Raw genomic sequence first — 16,332 nt, forward strand, 5'->3', positions numbered from 1 at the left:
TCGTGATTCTTCGACCGCTCCGGGACACCCGACGGAAGGGAAGCTCATGAGCAGGATCTCCGCCGCCGCGGACCCGGCCGGCCCCCCGGCCGCGGCCCCGCCCGGAGACGCCCCGGCCCCCCTCGGGGCCCCCGAGGGGCGCTCCCGCTCCGCCGCCGTCGGCGCCGCGACAGTCCCCGAGGCGGCCGGGGCCGGTTCCTGGGAGGCACCGACGGGGTCCGGGCACGGCGCGCCGCTCTCCGACGAGAGCGCCCGGGAGGTAGAAGACGAGGGCGCCTGGGAGGAACTCGTCACCACCGCGCTCCTGGGCACCGACCGCCGTACCCCACCGGGGGCCGTGCCCGGCCCCGGCGCCCCCCTGCACCTGCTCGACGCGGCGGCCGAAGCGACCGTCCGGCGGCGCGCCGGGGCGCGTCCGGGCCGGGCCGCCGAGCGGCCCGCGCCCGCGCCGCCGGACCCGCGCCCCGCACTGCCCCCGGCCGCCGCCCGCCGGCTCGCCCTGCTGCTCACCGACCGCCCCGGACCCTCCGGCGGCCGCCGTGGCACCGCGCCGGACCTGAGGGAACTGCTCCCGCAATGGCTCGCCGCAGCGAACGACCGGGGCTTCGCCGCACCGGCCGCACTGCTGCCCGCCCTGCTGGACGCCGCGCGGGCACGGACGGACCTGCGTCCGGCGGCCCTGCGGTTCGCGGGCCCGCGCGCCCTGTGGCTGGCGCGGCTCAACCCGGACTGGCGCTTCGCGCTCCGTGCCACGTCGGGCGGTGGCCCGTCCCGGCCCGGCATCGAGGACCCGGCGGCGTGCCGGCGGCTGTGGCAGGAGGGCCTGTTCGCCGAGCGGGTCGCGCTGCTCGCCGCCCTGCGTTCGCGCCGGCCCGCCGCCGCCCGTGATCTGCTCGCCGGCACCTGGGCCACGGAGCGGGCGGAGGACCGCCTGATGTTCCTGGACTCGTTGCGCACCGGGCTCGGCCCCGGCGACGAGCCGTTCCTCGAACAGGCCCTGGCCGACCGCAGCCGCAATGTCAGGGCGACGGCGGCAGAACTGCTGTCGGCCCTCCCGGGCTCGGCACTGGCGGGCCGGATGGCGGCCCGGGCCACGGCGTGCGTGGCCATGGACCACACCCGGGACACCCCGACGATCGTCGTCGAGGCCCCGCACACCTGCGACGCGGGCATGGAACGCGACGGCATCGCCGCCAAGGCGCCCGCCGGACGGGGGGAACGGTCCTGGTGGCTGGGGCGGCTCGTGGAGTCGGCACCGCTGGACACCTGGCCGCGGCGGCTCGGCGGGCGGACACCGCGGGAGATCGTGGCGCTGCCGGTGGCCGACGACTGGCAGGGCGAACTGCACGCGGCCTGGTGCCGGGCGGCGGTACGGCAGCGGGATCCCGCCTGGTCGCGGGCCCTGCTGGGCGACCCTTCGGCGCCGGAGGCCGGTGGGCCGGGCGCCGTGTCGCTGGCCGAGCGGGCCCGGCTGCTCGCCACGCTCGCTCCGGACGAACGCGCCGCCTGGGTCGCCGGGTTCATCGAGACCCACGGCCTGTCCGAGGCGTTCCAACTGCTCGGGGTCTGTGCGGTCCCGTGGGCCGGGCCGCTGGGGCGTGCCGTGGTCGACGCGCTCAACATCGCTCGCGACGCGGGGAGTTACCCATGGAGTTTCAGTGGAGTGATGGGGCTGGCCGAGCGCTGCCTCGACCCTGGCGAGGCGGTGCGTCTCGACGCGCTGCTGGCCCTGCCGGACGAGCCCGAGGACGCCTCACCGGGGGCCGGCAGCTACTGGGCGGAGGCGTTCCAGCGGCTGGTCACGACGCTGCGCCTGCGCGCGGCGATGCTGGAGGAGCTGGGTCCGCCACGGACGCCCTGAGCCGCGCCACCACCGACGGCGCACGGCGCCGTCCCGCGGACCGGGCCGTGCCGTACAGCGGGACCTGCTGCTCCGGGCCGTGGGGCGGGAGCACGCCGCCCATGCCCCTCACCGGCTCCCCCTCCGGCTCCGCGTCCGGCCTCGCCGCTGGTCCGGGATCACGCCTCGGCGGGCTGCCGTACGTTCGCGCGCACCCAGTCGACGATCGACGCGGTCGTCGCACCCGGCGTGAAGATCTCCGCGACGCCCTTCTCCTTCAGCGGTGCGATGTCCGCCTCGGGGATGATGCCGCCGCCGAAGACCAGGATGTCCGCCGCGTCGCGCTCCTCGAGCAGCTCGATCACGGCGGAGAAGAGCGTGTTGTGCGCGCCGGAGAGGATCGACAGGCCGATGGCGTCCGCGTCCTCCTGGATCGCGGTGTCGACGATCTGCTCGGGGGTCTGGTGGAGCCCGGTGTAGATGACCTCCATACCGGCGTCGCGCAGCGCCCGCGCGATCACCTTGGCCCCGCGATCGTGGCCGTCGAGACCCGGCTTGGCCACCACCACGCGGATCGGACCGGCTGCCACACCCATCACTGCCTCCATGAAGCGACTACATCCATCCGTACCGACAAGTACCGCACACATCCGGCATGCCGTACACCTCACGCACACCGGCCCGGCCGCACCGGCCGCGTGTGCGGCCCCTGCCTCCGCCCGCTGCGCCGGGCGCACGACCGCGGCACGGAGGCCCCGGCCGGGTCCGCCCGGGGAGTGAACGAACGTTATCTCCAGCATCCCGCACCCGCCCGTTTCGCGGTGCGGAGCGAGGGGGAAATCACACACAGGGACACGTTCACCGCGCAGCGTTCCCGGGCCCCCGGGTCCGGACACCGCGTGCTCGTGCGACACGCGGGCAACAGTGGGAACATGCGCATAAGGGATCCGCGACGAGGTCGCCGCAGTACCGCGACCGTCCGACGCGACGCGTGCGCGCAGCGTCGGCCCTCGTCGTCGCGACGTCCCATGAGGGCACACGGGGGACAGGGCTGTCCTTCCGCGTGCCGACAGGAGGTCGGCCCATGAAGGTCACCCAGGCAGCTCTTCCTCTTCTTCCGCTGTGCCGGCGTCTTCTGCCGACCCGGCTCGCGGATCTCTCCCTGGCCCTGCTCAAAGCCACCGCCCTGGAACTCGCGATCTTCGCGGGCCACCTCCTCCTCTATCCCGCCGGCATCGTGCAGGAACGCCGGGGCGCCCGGCCGGTGCTTCCCGCCTCCGAAAGCACCGCGCAGCTGCCCGCGGAGGCCAAGCCGCCGGTCGTCCTCCTGCACGGCTTCATCGACAACCGCTCGGTGTTCCTCCTGCTGCGGCGCAGCCTCGCCCAGCACGGCAGGCAGCAGATCGAGTCGCTCAACTACTCCCCGCTCACGTGCGACATCCGCACCGCCGCAGAGTTGCTCGGCCGCCATATAGAGGAGGTGTGCGCACGCACGGGCAGCCGCCAGGTGGACGTGGTCGGGCACAGCCTCGGCGGTCTGATCGCCCGCTACTACGTGCAGCGCCTCGGCGGGGACGCCCGTGTGCGCACGCTGGTCACGCTCGGCACCCCGCACTCCGGCACCCGCGTGGCGCCGCTCGCCAACGCGCACCCCATCGTGCGTCAGATGCGGCCCGGCTCGGAGGTGCTCAAGGAGCTCACCCTTCCCGCACCGGGCTGCCGGACGCACTTCGTGGCGTTCTGGAGCGACCTCGACCACATCATGGACCCGCTGGAGACGGCCTGCATCGAGCACCCGGACCTCACCGTGGACAACGTGCGGGTGAGCGGCGTGGGGCACCTCGCCCTGCCGGTCCATCCGGCCGTGGCCACCGGCATCCGGCAGGCCCTCGACACGGCCCGGCCGGGAGAGCCGACCGCCGGCCGCGCGGGCGGGCTGACGGTGGCCTGAGGCCGACGCGGCCGACACGCCCGGGGGCACATGCCACCTGCCGGTGGCGTCCCGTCCACGAGCGGTCCGAACAACAGCCGTCCCATGGGGCCGACTTGTCGCCGTCAACCCCACCTCTTCCTCGAACGCATTTCGAACGCAGAGCCAAGACCTCGTGTGGGCGCCGCCAAAACGCAACCGAATGCCCGTTTCCTGCGAGCCTGAAACCTGCGGAAGATTGTCGCGCCCGCATACCGCCGGGTACAGTCGCCGCACTGCTCTGGCAGCCACCGTTGTCGAGGCGAAAGAGAAGTTGGTGAACGACCGTCACCCGTCGGGGACCATGCCCCCGGCCCCGGCTTCCGACGCCGCCTCGGCGCCCTACGCGGCCTACGGCACGCAGGAAGCCCAGTACGGCGACTTCACCACCTACGGTGCCTACGACGCCACCGGTTATGCGGCCGGCTCCACGACCAGCTTCGCGACCGATCCGCTCTTCGGTGACATGCCGGGCAGCGCCGGTGCCGCGGGCCCCTACGACTCTCGGCAGTGGACCGCCGACGGTCACGGCACCGCCCCCTACGACGCGTACGCGGCCCAGCACTACGCCGCCTACGACACCGGGTTCCACGACGCGACCGGCTGGGCCACCGGCCAGGCGCAGATGGCCGTGATCCCCACGCAGGTCGGCGCTCCCGACATCAGCGGCCAGTGGGACGCCTCCGCCTGGCTCCAGCCCGAGCAGTCCGGGCTTCCCTCGGACGGGACCCAGCAGTGGGACTGGGGCACGCAGACCTTCGACAGCGGCACCTACGACGCCACCCAGTGGAACTCCGACGGCAGCGCCGCGGGAGGGACGCCCGACTCCTACGAGCCGGGGGCCGTGCCCTTCGACCAGCAGGCCACCGCGACCTTCCAGCAGACCCCCGGGGACGAGCCGGACGTCGACGACGCCCCGGCGGAGGACGTCCGGGACACCGGCGAACTGCCCGCGGTGTCCCTGCTCGACGGCCAGGAGGAGATCGTCCCGGCGCCCGCCCCGCGGGCGGCCCCCCGCAGCGGCTCCCGCTCCCGCCGCCGTACGCCCCCGAAGCGCTCGGCGCTGCTGACCGTGGCCGTGCCGTCGATGTGCGTCATGGGCGTCGCCGGCATCGCCGCCGCCTCGGTCGGTGACCTGAGCGGCGACACGGGCGGCCAGGACACGAACACCTCCGCGGCGGACGCCCAGCCGGTGAAACCGTCCGCCGCGAACATCAAGCTGGACACACAGCTGGAGAGCCTCGCCGCCGGGGCCGACGACTTCGCCGACCGGGCCAGCCGTACCCAGGAACGCATCGACCTCAGGGCGCAGCAGGAGGCGGACCGCAAGCGCGCCGCCCAGGAGGCGGCCCGCAAGGAGCGGCTGCGTCCCAAGTTCGCTCTCCCGGTCGCCCTGCACGGACTGAGCGCCTTCTACGGCCAGGCGGGCACCAACTGGATGTCCGTGCACACCGGCATCGACTTCCCCGTGCCGTACGGCTCGACCGTGATGGCCGCGACCGACGGCACGGTCCGCACGCAGTTCAACGTCTCCTACGGCAACATGATGATCGTGACCGCGAAGGACGGCACGGAGACGTGGTACTGCCACCTCTCCAGCTACAAGGTCGCGCCGGGCACGACCGTGAAGGCCGGCGACCCGATCGCGTTCTCCGGCAATTCGGGCAAGTCGACCGGACCGCACCTGCACTTCGAGGTCCGTCCCGGCGGCGGCTCCACGATCGACCCGCTCGCCTGGCTGCGCAGCCACGGCCTCAACCCGTCCTGACGCACCGGCGCACCGCCCGCGGTACCGGCCGGGCCCCCGCCGTACCGCGCGAGGCCCCGGCCGTCCCCGCTACAGCTTCTCCACCGGCGCGTACCGCAGCAGCAGCCGCTTCGGCTTGGTGTCGCCGAAGTCGATGGTCGCCTCCGCGTTCGCGCCCGTGCCCTTGACCCCGACCACGGTGCCCAGCCCGAACTGGTCGTGCGTGACCCGGTCGCCGACCGCCAGCGACACCACCGGCTTCTCGGCCGTCCGCCGGGTGGCGAACCCGGAGGCACCCGACGCCGACGAACGGGACCGCGACGACGACAGCGAGGCCGCGATCCCCGACGCCGGTCCGGAGGACACCGGTGCGCTCGCCCCGGTGCGCTTCCAGTCCAGGTACGTCGCCGGGATCTCCTCCAGGAAACGCGAGGGCGGGTTGTAGGAGGGCTGCCCCCAGGCGCTGCGCAGTGTCGACCGGGTGAGGTACAGCCGCTCCCGGGCGCGCGTGATACCGACGTAGGCCAGGCGGCGCTCCTCCTCCAGTTCCTTCGTCTCGCCGAGGGCGCGCATGTGCGGGAACACGCCGTCCTCCATGCCGGTGAGGAAGACCACCGGGAACTCCAGGCCCTTGGCGGTGTGCAGGGTCATCAAAGTGATGACGCCCGAGCCGTCCTCCTCCTCGTCGGGGATCTGGTCGGAGTCGGCGACCAGCGCGACCTGCTCCAGGAAGTCGGCCAGGGTGCCGGTCTCCCCCTCGGCGCGCTCCTGCTCGAACTCCAGGGCCACCGCGGCGAGTTCCTGGAGGTTCTCGATCCTGGTCTCGTCCTGCGGATCGGTGGACGCCTGCAACTCGGCGAGGTAGCCGGTGCGTTCCAGGACCGCCTCCAGCACCGTGGCCGGGCCGGCGCCGGACTCGACGACCGTGCGCAGGTCCTCCATCAGCGTGTTGAACCGCTTCACGGCGTTCGACGAGCGGGCGGCCATGCCGTACGCCTCGTCGACCCGCTTGAGCGCCTGCGGGAAGCTGATCCTCTCGCGCTGGGCGAGCGCGTCGATCATGGCCTCGGCGCGGTCGCCGATGCCCCGCTTGGGCACGTTGAGGATGCGGCGCAGCGGCACCGAGTCCTCGGGGTTGGCGAGCACCCGCAGGTAGGCCAGGACGTCCCGGACCTCCTTGCGCTCGTAGAAGCGGACCCCGCCGACGACCTTGTAGGGCAGGCCGACGCGGATGAAGACCTCTTCGAAGACACGGGACTGTGCGTTGGTGCGGTAGAAGACGGCGACGTCGCCCGCCTTGGCCTCACCGGCGTCCGTGAGCCGGTCTATCTCGTCGGCGACGAACTGTGCCTCGTCGTGCTCGATGTCGGCGACGTACCCGGTGATCCGCGCCCCGGCGCCGGCGTTGGTCCACAGGTTCTTCGGCCGGCGGGACTCGTTGCGCTCGATGACCGCGTTGGCCGCGCTGAGGATGGTCTGCGTGGAGCGGTAGTTCTGCTCCAGCAGGATCGTGGTCGCGTCCGGGTAGTCCTCCTCGAACTGGAGGATGTTGCGGATCGTCGCGCCGCGGAAAGCGTAGATCGACTGGTCGGCGTCGCCCACCACGCACAGCTCGGCGGGCGGGACCTCCGCCTCCGGCGGCACGTCGACAGGGTGCTCCGAGGTGCCGACGAGCTCGCGGACCAGGGCGTACTGGGCGTGGTTGGTGTCCTGGTACTCGTCGACCAGGACATGCCGGAAGCGACGGCGGTAGTGCTCGGCGACGTCCGGGAAGGCACGCAGCAGATTGACCGTGGTCATGATCAGGTCGTCGAAGTCCAGCGCGTTGGCCTCGCGCAGCCGCGACTGGTAGAGCGCGTAGGCCTGGGCGAGGGTCTTCTCGAAGCCGTCGCTCGCCTGGGCCGCGAAGTCCTCCTCGTCGATCAGCTCGTTCTTCAGATTGCTGATCTTCGCGCTGAAGGACTTCGGCGGGTACCGCTTGGGGTCGAGGTCCAGGTCGCGGCAGACCAGGGCCATCAGACGCTTGGAGTCGGCGGCGTCGTAGATCGAGAACGACGACGTGAAGCCCAGCTTCTTGCTCTCCCGGCGCAGGATGCGCACACACGCGCTGTGGAACGTCATGACCCACATCGCGTTCGCCCGGGGGCCGACGAGCTGCTCGACGCGCTCCTTCATCTCGCCCGCGGCCTTGTTGGTGAAGGTGATCGCGAGGATCTGGCCGGGGTGGACACCCCGCTCGCCGAGCAGATGGGCGATGCGGTGGGTCAGCACGCGGGTCTTGCCGGAGCCGGCACCGGCCACGATGAGCAGGGGCGAGCCGGAGTGCACCACGGCGGCGCGCTGGTTGTCGTTGAGCCCCTCCAGGAGGGCGGCGGAGTCCACCACGGGGCGGGGGGCGCCGTCCCGGTAATAGGCGTCACGGTCCGGCGGCACGTCGAACTTCCCGCCGAACAGGTCGTCCGGAACCGGCTCCGGTCCGTGCTCGTCCTCGGGCGGCGGCGGGGGCTCGTCCACAGGGCCGCGCTGGGCCTGGAGGTCCGCCAGGAAGCTGTCGTCAAAGAGGCTGCTCATCGCTCTACGAGTCTAGGGCGCCCCACCGACAGCCCGGGGCCGCCCCGGAAACATCGCGCGGTTCCCTCCGTCTCCCCTCCCTCACCCCGCCCCGCGCACCGTGCAGCGCGGCACGGTCACCAAGGGTGACCACATCGGTCAGGTCACGAAAATGTATCGGGCATATCACCCATCAACCTTCACAAGGGCCACATCAGTTGGCTACGGTGCGGGCGGGCCGCTCGTCCCCCGCCGGCGAACCTCGCCGGGCCGTGCGGCCTCCGCCGAGTCCGTCACTGTCCGTCGTGGCAGCCGGAGCCGGGGAACCACCGAGACCATGGGGTGAATCGGCCCACTCCCCCGCGGAGCGGCCGTAGGGCAACCCTTCCGAAGCACCCGCCCGAACCCTCCCCGGCGCCCGCACGGCTCCGGGCGGGCCCCCCGCCGTTCCCCGCTGGGCGGAGTTCTGGAAGGAGTCGCCTCCCTTGGCGTCGCACCGCAAGTCGCGCACCCCCGGCACGCGCGTGGCAGGCATCCGCACCCCCGCGCTGGCCACGGCCGCCCTCACCTCCGTGGCCCTGTTGTCGCAGACGGCCGACGCCGCCCCGGTGGACGACGGGAAGCCCAGCCTGGAGGAGGTCGAGAAGAAGGTCGGCGACCTCTACCGGCAGGCGGAGTCCGCGACGGAGAAGTACAACGCGGCCAAGGAGAAGACGGCCAAGCAGCGCGAACGCGCCGACGCCCTCCTCGACGACGTGGCCAAGCGCACCCAGAAGCTGAACGACGCGCGCGAGGAGCTGGGTTCCTACGCCGCCGCCCAGTACCGCACCGGCGCCGGCGTCCCCGACACGGCCACCTTCCTGCTCGCCGACTCCCCGCAGGACTTCTTCGACGGCAGCCGGCTGATGGACCGGATGACCGGCCGCCAGAAGGAAGCGGTCGACGACTACGTCACCCAGCAGTCCGAGACGATGAAGAAGCGCCAGGAGGCGACCGAGAGCCTGGCGACGCTCACCGAGACGCAGAACGACCTGAAGACGGCCAAGGCGACCGTCCAGCGCAAACTGGCCGACGCGCGCGAGCTGATGTCGAAGCTGACCGCCGAGGAGAAGGCCCGGCTGGCGGCGATCGAGAAGAAGAAGCAGGAGGAGGCCGCCCGCAAGGCCGCCGAACTCGCCCGGCAGCAGGCCGAACGGCAGCAGGCCCAGGAGGATGCCCAGCAGGACGGCGGCGGCCAGGGCGGCACCTCCGGGTCCACCGGCTCCACGGCCACACCCCCCGCGTCGTCCGACGCCGGCTACGCCACCAAGGCCGACAAGGCGCTCTCGTTCGCCCGCGGCCAGATCGGCAAGCCGTACGTCTGGGGCGCCACCGGCCCCGGCTCCTACGACTGCTCCGGGCTGACCCAGGCCGCCTGGAAGGCCGCCGGTGTCGCCCTTCCGCGCACCACCTACGACCAGGTCAAGGCCGGCACGACGGTCCCCCTGGCGCAGGCACAGCCCGGTGACCTGGTCTTCTTCTACGACGACATCACCCACGTCGGCCTGTACATCGGCAACGGCAAGATGATCCACGCCCCGAAGCCGGGCACCTTCGTCCGCGAGGAGTCGGTGTACTACGACGGCGAGGCGTCCATCCACAGCGTGGTACGCCCGGCCTGAAGTCCCGGGGCCCGAGCCCGGGAGGCCGCCGGCCGACGGCACGCCACCCGCCGCCCGGCCTCGTCCGGCGCCGACGCGGGAGCGGGCCGGGCCGCGCTGCCAGGAGGCGTGCACCACCGGCGGCCGGGAGACGGGCGTTCGGGCGGCACGCGCGCGCCCCGGTGATCAGCGGGTGGTGCGCTCTTCTAGCATTCCGCCCATGCGCCGCGCCTCTCCCTCCCCCGTCCGCGCCTGGTGGGCGCAGCGTTCCCCGGCGGCCGGAGCCGCCGTGATGGCCACCGGCATCGTGTCGGTGGCCCTGCACCTGGCGGGCTACGAGATCCTGTCGCGCATCACCCTGGTCCTGGCCTGCGCCGCGTGGCTGGGGCTGGCGGCGGAGTTCGTCCTGCGGCTGCTGCGGGAGCACGAACGCTGGATCGCGGAGGCGGCGACACCGGGGGCGCTCACCGCCGTGGCCGCCACGACCGTGCTCGGCGCCGGGTTCGCGGCTCTGGATTTGCTCCACCTGTCCGAGGCGCTGCTGGCGCTGGCGACGGTGCTCTGGCCGGTGCTGCTCGTCCTGGTGGTCAGCCGCTGGCGGCCGAGGATGCCCGGGGCGGTGTTCCTGTGCTGTGTGGCCACGGAGGGACTCGCCCTGCTCGGTGCCACGCTCGCCGCGGCCGAGTCGACGGCCTGGCTCGCGCGCCCCGCGATGGTGCTGTTCTGGTTCGGGCTGGTGCTCTACGTGCTCGCCCTGTTCCGCTTCGACTGGCGGCAGGTCTTCGAGGGAGCGGGGGACCACTGGGTCGCGGGCGGGGCGCTCGCCATCTCGGGGCTGGCCGGCTCGAAGCTGCTCGCCGCCGACAGTTCGCGGCTGTACCTGTGGAACGAGGACGACAGCGGTGTGCTGCGGTTCGTGACGCTGAGCCTGCTGGTGCTGGATCTCGCCTGGTACGTGGTCCTGCTGGCCGGCGAGGTCCTGCGGCCCCGGCTCCGCTACGACACCCGGCGCTGGGCGACCGTGTTCCCCCTGGGAATGACGGCGGCGGCGACGCTGTCCGCGTCCGCCGCCGTCGGCGTCCCGTGGCTGGAGCACCTGGGACACGTGCTGGTGTGGGTGGCGGTGGCCGCCTGGCTGGCGGTCGGCGCCGGAGCGCTGGGCTCCGCGCGGACCGCCTGGGCCGGCCTGCCCGTGCCGGAGGGGATCAGGTCCAGAGCACGGCGATGAAGATGTTCGCCGTGGTCAGCAGGCCGACCAGCCCGAACAGGCCCTTGTCCGCCTTCTCCTCGTCCCGCTTCACATAGACGAGCCCCAGGATCACGATCAGCAGGGCCAGCTTGATGCCGATCTTGATGTGGTTGACGGTGTGGTCCTGGGCCTCGTTGAGGCCGACCAGGATGACTCCGGTGACCAGCATCGTCAGCGCGCCGTGCAGCATGGCGGGGCTGAAGCGGGCGGTGCCCTCGCCCATCGCCTTCATCTGCGTGAGGAAACCGCCGAGGAGCGACGCGATGCCGATGATGTGCAGGCCGACGAAGAGGTGGATGAGTACGTCCATGAGGCCGGAGCCTAGCCAGGCCCTTCACGGCTCCGGGCACCGGGCCGGTGATGCCGGTACGTCCCCCGTCCGGGCCCCGCGGCCGGCCGCCGGACCGGTGCCCCCTCGGCCGCGGGCCGGCCGCCCCGCCGGAGCGCCATAGCATCCGGTTCCCCGCGCTCCACGGGCCTTCCCCGCATCGGTCACCGGGCTCGGTGAAGGCGGCGGCGACGCGACGGGATCACGGTCGCATCCGGTCGTCGCCGGTCCGCCCGCATCACTTCCGCGCAACCCGGGGACAGGCCCCCGGCACCGGGTCTAGCGTCCTTCCCCAGGTGCCCGGCATCCCACCGCCGCCCGGACCAGGGGCGGCCGCCGGACACCACCGCAGAGAAGGTCCGGCGGCGGCCCGCTCCCCCTGTGCACACCGCCGCCGGACGCGCGGCCCACGGCCGTCCCTCCCGGGGGCGGGGCCCGCGTCCCGGGCCGTGCCGGCGGGTCAGACCAGCCGGCGGGCCGTCGCCCAGCGGGTCAGCTCGTGCCGGTTGGACAGCTGCAGCTTGCGCAGCACCGCCGAGACGTGCGACTCCACCGTCTTCACGGAGATGAACAGCTGCTTGGCGATCTCCTTGTAGGCGTATCCGCGGGCGATCAGCCGCAGCACCTCCCGCTCCCGCTGGGTGAGCCGGTCGAGGTCCTCGTCGACCGGAGGGGCGTCGGTCGAGGCGAAGGCGTCCAGCACGAAGCCGGCCAGGCGCGGCGAGAAGACGGCGTCGCCCTCCTGGACGCGGAAGATGGAGTCGACGAGGTCGGTCCCCGTGATCGTCTTGGTCACGTAGCCGCGGGCGCCGCCCCTGATCACCCCGATCACGTCCTCGGCCGCGTCCGACACCGACAGGGCGAGGAAGCGGACCGGCTGCTCGGTGTCGCCCATCAAGGGGGCGCAGCGGCGCAGCACTTCCACTCCGCCTCCGCCGGGCAGGTGCACGTCGAGCAGCACCACCTCGGGCCGGGTGGCGGTGATCACGGTGACGGCCTGGTCGACGTCGGCGGCCTCGCCGACGACCTCGACACCCGTCTGCTCGGTCTGCCCGATCTCGGCCTGGACGCCGGTGCGGAACATGCGGTGGTCGTCGACCAGGACGACCCGCACATGGCGTCGTCCGGCGGCGTCGGCCGGTGCCGCGGATCCGGCCGCCTCCGCCGGTCCCGTCGGTCGGTTCGCCTCGGTCGGCTCGCTCATGACTTCTCCGCCCTCTCCATCTCCAGCTCGACCTCCGTGCCGCCGTCCGGCACCGCGCGCAGCCGCGCCGTGCCGCCGTTGCGCTCCATGCGGCCGATGATCGATTCTCTGACGCCCATGCGATCGGCGGGTATCGAGTCGAGGTCGAAGCCCGGGCCGCGGTCCCGGACGGACACGAACACCGTCTTCCCCTCGACCTCGGCGTAGACCTGCACGGCACCCCCCTCGCCACCGTACTTGGCGGCGTTCACCATCGCCTCGCGCGCGGCCTGCATCTGCGCGCCGATCCGCTCGTCGAGGGGGCAGTCGCCCACGACGACCACTTCGAGGGGAACGCCGTGCTGGTCCTCGACCTCGGCGGCGTTGCGCTTCACGGCCTCGGCGAGGGTGCTGGGCTCCTCGTCCTCGTCCTTGCCGTTGCCCTCCGGCTTGTAGAGCCAGGCGCGCAGGTCGCGCTCCTGCGCGCGGGCGAGGCGGCGCACCTCTCCGGGGCTCTCGGCGTTGCGCTGGATCAGCGTGAGGGTGTGCAGCACCGAATCGTGGACGTGGGCGGCGACTTCGGCGCGTTCCTGCGCCCGGATCCGCATCAGCCGTTCCTCGGACAGGTCCTGGGTCATGCGCACGAGGTAGGGACCGGCGAGCAGTGTGATCCCGACGAGGACGGCGAGCGCCGCCTGGAGCACCGCGCCGAGGTGGGCCCCGGAGCCCTGCAGGACGAAGATGCCCGAGACGCCCGCCGTCACCAGCAGCACACCGGCGCCGGCCCTCAGCAGGGTGACCGTGCGGCGGCGGCGCCCCACCTCGACCCAGCGGGCCCGCCGGGCGTTGTCGGCCTGCCGCCAGACGAGGGCGACGCCCGCCCCGACGAGGACGGTCGGCCAGAGATAGGCCCGGGCGCCGTTGGTGAGGTTCACGTTGCCGACGAAGACCATGGCCACGACGACCATGAGGAGCAGGGCGACGATCTGGCCCTTGTCGGGTCTGCGGGTGACGAGTCTGCGGCGGCCGTCCGGCGAGGTCTCGGTGGTGACCAGGGAAGGGGGCCGCTGCGCGTCCACACCGCCGACGCCGAGCGGCACGAAGAACCAGAACGCCGCGTACAGCAGCGCGCCGAGGCCGTCGGCCGTGAACAGGCCGACGAAGACGAGCCGGACCCAGATCACGGGCAGCCCGAGGTGCCCGGCCAGCCCCCGCGCCACTCCGCCCAGCCAGCGACCGTCGCTGCTGCGGTAGAGCTTGCGCGGCGGCCGCGGCTCGACGACTGGCGCTGCTGCGGCTTCCGACATGTCAATGATGGTCACACGGTCCCCGCTGCCGGGGCATCAGGGTCGGTCCCTAAGACTCCCCTGATCTCCGGGACCGGCCCACTCGAACACCGTCCGGGCGTCCGCTCGGGGTCGATATCAGGGTCGGACCAGGGTCGTCCCGACTGCCGTCCGGGCGCCTCGCCCGTCACCATGGACGCATGACAGATCACCAGCACGCCGCGACGGGTCCGGGACCCGGCTCCGGCCCGCGCCCCTCCCAGGGTGCCGGGCCGCAGGATGCCGCGTCCGCCGCGGATGCCTCCCGCGCGCCCGGGCCCGCGGGTGCGCACGGCAGGGGTGGAGGGGAAGGACCGGCTGCCCCGCCGGGTGCCGCGGCCGGGGATCCCGCCGCGTCCGCCGCCCCCGGGGTGCCGCCGGCCCCCGAGGACGCCGAGCCGCCCCGCCGCTTCCGCCGGGACCCGGAGCACAAGCTGCTCGGCGGTGTCTGCGCCGGCCTCGGCCGGCACTGCGACATGGACCCGGTGATCTTCCGGATCACCCTCGCCGTGCTCTCCGCGACCGGTGGCATCGGCCTGATCTTCTACGGTTTCGCCTGGCTGTTCACCCCGTACGAGGGCGAGGAGGAGAACGAGGTCCGCAGGCTGCTGACCGGCCGGGTCGACGGCCACGCCCTGGCCGCCGTCCTCTTCGCCCTGGTCGGCTGCGGGGTCTTCCTCTCCATGCTCAACAACGGCGGGGTGCTGAGCTTCGCCGTCATACTGGCCCTCCTCCTGGCCGGGGCGGGCTACTGGTCCCGGCAGCGGGGCGCGCCCGGTCCCGACCCGCTGGCCGCCCAGGCCGTCGCGGACGCCCCGCCGGAGCCCCAGGCGCCGCCGATCGTCACCACCTTCCCCTCCTGGTGGCGTGAGCCCATCGTCAAGGACGGCCGGCACGTCGGCGGCACCGGCTACCTGTGGGGCCCGCGGGATTCGGGGGACCGGGACATCGCCACGGCCCTCTCGATCGTCCTCGCCCCCCGCCTCCACAAGGACGCCGGTGTTCCCGTGCCGCGGCCGCCGAAGCCGCGCGGGCCCCGCGGGATCGGCGGGTGGGTCTTCCTCTTCGCCCTGCTCGCGGCCGGTCTCGGCACGGGCCTGACATGGCAGGGGCAGCCGCTCGGCACCAGTCTGCAGACGGGTCTGGCGGCCGCGCTCGCCGTGTTCGGTCTGGGCATCGCGCTGAGCGCGTTCCTGGGGCGCACGGGCGCGGGGTCGATCGTGCTGGCCGTCCTCACCGCGGGCCTGCTGACGGGGGCGGCGGCCCTGCCCGACGACATCGGGACGCAGTGGATGCGCACCACCTGGGAGCCTGCCTCGGTGACACAGATACGCCCGGACTACGACCTGGGCACCGGCACGGGCACGCTGGACCTGTCGGGCATCGAGGTGCCGGAGGGGAAGACCGTGTCGACACGGGCGAACGTGGGGGTGGGCCGCGTGCACGTGATCGTGCCCGAGGGCGTGACGGTGCGGCTGAACGCCCAGGTGGGCCTGGGCGACATCCAGCTCCCCGGTGAGGCGAAGGGGGACGTCGACGTGGCTCCGGGCAAGCACAAGGAGGTGACCCTGGACCCGCCCGCGCGTGTGGAGAAGGGGGGCACGCTGGATCTGGAGCTCCATGTCGGTGCCGGACAGGCGGAGGTGAGCCGTGCTGCGTCATGAGTTCCAGCCGGGCAGGCTGGTCGCCGGCGCGGCCCTGATCGCGGCCGCCGTGCTCTTCCTCGGGGACGCGGGCGGCGCGTGGGAGACACCCTGGTTCGTCCTGTTCCCCGTGGTCGGTGGCGGCCTGTTCCTGGCGGGCGCGGTGGCAATGGTGACCGGCTCCATACGCCGGCGCAGACGTCCGGCCCGCACCGATGGGTCCGGCGGACCCGGCGGACCCATCGGACCCGGCGGGGCGTTCACCCGCGGGTGAGCCGCCCGGGGGTCAGCGGTACTCCCCCGTGCCGCTCCGTCGCCGGGCCCGGAGGGCGGCGTCCAGGGAGAGGACGGGCGCGCCCGCCAGCACGAGCGGGATCCAGGCCATGAGGTAGGGCAGGTCGTTGCCGTAGTAGTACGGGTCGGACGCCCAGCTCACGGTCAGCCACAGACTCAGCGAGATCAGCGCACCGCCCAGTGCGGCCAGGCGGGTGAGGAGACCGACGAGGACGCCGAGGCCGACGGCCAGTTCCCCGAAGGCGATGGCGTAGCCGAAGCCCACGGGGTTCTTCAGGGACAGGTCGATCAGGGCGGGGATGGCGGAGGAGTCGCGAACGGCACGCATCATGTCGCCGATCGAGCCGGCGCCCGAGTCCTTGAGGAAGGCGCTGTCCGTGAGCTTGTCGAGCCCTGCGTAGACGAAGGTGACGCCCAGGAAGATCCGGAGGGGAAGGAGCGCGTACCGGGTGGCGGTGTCCCGCCAGTCGCCGCCGCCCGGATGGGAGGAGTACGTGTCCGTGCGCATACTGTGAGTCATCGCTACCCGCCGCCTCTCGCCGCCTGCCGAGACCCCCTCAACAG

13 protein-coding genes are annotated in these 16,332 nt (G+C 73.1%); 7 read left to right on the forward strand and 6 right to left on the reverse strand.

Annotated features, from left to right (window positions below):
- Positions 1-46: 46 nt before the first annotated feature.
- Entirely contained in the window at positions 47-1,861 is a 1,815-nt protein-coding gene (locus tag ACIRPP_RS04485; RefSeq protein WP_403637941.1) for a DUF5691 domain-containing protein, read from the forward strand.
- A 158-nt stretch (positions 1,862-2,019) separates the two neighbouring features.
- On the opposite strand, the gene ACIRPP_RS04490 is transcribed toward ACIRPP_RS04485, so the two are convergent.
- On the reverse strand, positions 2,020-2,436 hold the full coding sequence (locus ACIRPP_RS04490) for a cobalamin B12-binding domain-containing protein (protein ID WP_403637943.1): 417 nt from the start codon (positions 2,434-2,436) through the stop codon (positions 2,020-2,022).
- A gap of 488 nt (positions 2,437-2,924) precedes the next feature.
- On the opposite strand from ACIRPP_RS04490, the gene ACIRPP_RS04495 reads away from it, so the two are divergent.
- The gene (locus tag ACIRPP_RS04495; protein WP_403637945.1) at positions 2,925-3,791 is read left to right on the forward strand and encodes an esterase/lipase family protein; all 867 of its coding nucleotides are present in this window, start codon (positions 2,925-2,927) and stop codon (positions 3,789-3,791) included.
- A 181-nt stretch (positions 3,792-3,972) separates the two neighbouring features.
- On the forward strand, positions 3,973-5,577 hold the full coding sequence (locus ACIRPP_RS04500; RefSeq protein WP_403637947.1) for a M23 family metallopeptidase: 1,605 nt from the start codon (positions 3,973-3,975) through the stop codon (positions 5,575-5,577).
- 69 nt (positions 5,578-5,646) lie between these two features.
- On the opposite strand, the gene pcrA is transcribed toward ACIRPP_RS04500, so the two are convergent.
- On the reverse strand, positions 5,647-8,127 hold the full coding sequence (gene pcrA / locus ACIRPP_RS04505) for a DNA helicase PcrA (RefSeq protein WP_403637949.1): 2,481 nt from the start codon (positions 8,125-8,127) through the stop codon (positions 5,647-5,649).
- A gap of 464 nt (positions 8,128-8,591) precedes the next feature.
- Here pcrA and ACIRPP_RS04510 point away from each other — a divergent pair, with 464 nt between their 5' ends.
- Complete coding sequence (locus ACIRPP_RS04510; protein ID WP_403637951.1) at positions 8,592-9,767, forward strand: NlpC/P60 family protein; 1,176 nt, start codon at positions 8,592-8,594, stop codon at positions 9,765-9,767.
- A 199-nt stretch (positions 9,768-9,966) separates the two neighbouring features.
- On the forward strand, positions 9,967-10,974 hold the full coding sequence (locus tag ACIRPP_RS04515; RefSeq protein ID WP_403637952.1) for a tellurite resistance/C4-dicarboxylate transporter family protein: 1,008 nt from the start codon (positions 9,967-9,969) through the stop codon (positions 10,972-10,974).
- Here ACIRPP_RS04515 and ACIRPP_RS04520 read toward each other — a convergent pair.
- From ACIRPP_RS04520 to ACIRPP_RS04530, 3 genes are all read right to left on the reverse strand, one after another.
- Entirely contained in the window at positions 10,952-11,305 is a 354-nt protein-coding gene (locus tag ACIRPP_RS04520; RefSeq protein ID WP_403637953.1) for a hypothetical protein, read from the reverse strand. The two genes, ACIRPP_RS04515 and ACIRPP_RS04520, sit on opposite strands and share 23 nt — an antisense overlap.
- A gap of 478 nt (positions 11,306-11,783) precedes the next feature.
- A complete protein-coding gene (locus ACIRPP_RS04525) occupies positions 11,784-12,527 on the reverse strand; it encodes a LuxR C-terminal-related transcriptional regulator (protein ID WP_403637954.1) in 744 nt (247 codons plus the stop codon).
- On the reverse strand, positions 12,524-13,813 hold the full coding sequence (locus tag ACIRPP_RS04530) for a PspC domain-containing protein (protein ID WP_403637955.1): 1,290 nt from the start codon (positions 13,811-13,813) through the stop codon (positions 12,524-12,526). The genes ACIRPP_RS04525 and ACIRPP_RS04530 overlap by 4 nt, the downstream gene beginning before the upstream one ends.
- Before the next feature lie 179 nt (positions 13,814-13,992).
- Here ACIRPP_RS04530 and ACIRPP_RS04535 point away from each other — a divergent pair, with 179 nt between their 5' ends.
- Both ACIRPP_RS04535 and ACIRPP_RS04540 read left to right on the forward strand, forming a co-directional pair.
- Positions 13,993-15,495: a PspC domain-containing protein gene (locus ACIRPP_RS04535; protein WP_403637956.1), complete on the forward strand. Its 1,503-nt coding sequence runs from the start codon at positions 13,993-13,995 to the stop codon at positions 15,493-15,495.
- Positions 15,482-15,748, forward strand: coding sequence for a hypothetical protein (locus tag ACIRPP_RS04540; protein ID WP_403637957.1), 267 nt, complete (start codon positions 15,482-15,484; stop codon positions 15,746-15,748). The genes ACIRPP_RS04535 and ACIRPP_RS04540 overlap by 14 nt, the downstream gene beginning before the upstream one ends.
- A 12-nt stretch (positions 15,749-15,760) precedes the next feature.
- On the opposite strand, the gene ACIRPP_RS04545 is transcribed toward ACIRPP_RS04540, so the two are convergent.
- Complete coding sequence (locus ACIRPP_RS04545) at positions 15,761-16,288, reverse strand: DoxX family protein (RefSeq protein WP_403637958.1); 528 nt, start codon at positions 16,286-16,288, stop codon at positions 15,761-15,763.
- Positions 16,289-16,332 lie beyond the last annotated feature (44 nt).

Origin of the sequence: Streptomyces sp. NPDC101219 (assembly GCF_044767675.1) — a bacterium.
GTDB lineage: Bacteria > Actinomycetota > Actinomycetes > Streptomycetales > Streptomycetaceae > Streptomyces.

Excerpts from the sequence above, each read along its gene's own strand:
- ACIRPP_RS04485 (WP_403637941.1), top strand. The coding sequence starts at position 47 with ATGAGCAGGATCTCCGCCGCCGCGGACCCGGCCGGCCCCCCGGCCGCG.
- ACIRPP_RS04500 (WP_403637947.1), top strand. The coding sequence starts at position 3,973 with ATGCCCGTTTCCTGCGAGCCTGAAACCTGCGGAAGATTGTCGCGCCCG.
- ACIRPP_RS04490 (WP_403637943.1), bottom strand. The coding sequence starts at position 2,436 with ATGGGTGTGGCAGCCGGTCCGATCCGCGTGGTGGTGGCCAAGCCGGGT.
- ACIRPP_RS04520 (WP_403637953.1), bottom strand. The coding sequence starts at position 11,305 with ATGGACGTACTCATCCACCTCTTCGTCGGCCTGCACATCATCGGCATC.
- ACIRPP_RS04515 (WP_403637952.1), top strand. The coding sequence starts at position 9,967 with ATGCGCCGCGCCTCTCCCTCCCCCGTCCGCGCCTGGTGGGCGCAGCGT.
- ACIRPP_RS04525 (WP_403637954.1), bottom strand. The coding sequence starts at position 12,527 with ATGAGCGAGCCGACCGAGGCGAACCGACCGACGGGACCGGCGGAGGCG.
- ACIRPP_RS04495 (WP_403637945.1), top strand. The coding sequence starts at position 2,925 with ATGAAGGTCACCCAGGCAGCTCTTCCTCTTCTTCCGCTGTGCCGGCGT.
- pcrA (WP_403637949.1), bottom strand. The coding sequence starts at position 8,127 with ATGAGCAGCCTCTTTGACGACAGCTTCCTGGCGGACCTCCAGGCCCAG.
- ACIRPP_RS04545 (WP_403637958.1), bottom strand. The coding sequence starts at position 16,288 with ATGACTCACAGTATGCGCACGGACACGTACTCCTCCCATCCGGGCGGC.
- ACIRPP_RS04535 (WP_403637956.1), top strand. The coding sequence starts at position 13,993 with ATGACAGATCACCAGCACGCCGCGACGGGTCCGGGACCCGGCTCCGGC.
- ACIRPP_RS04530 (WP_403637955.1), bottom strand. The coding sequence starts at position 13,813 with ATGTCGGAAGCCGCAGCAGCGCCAGTCGTCGAGCCGCGGCCGCCGCGC.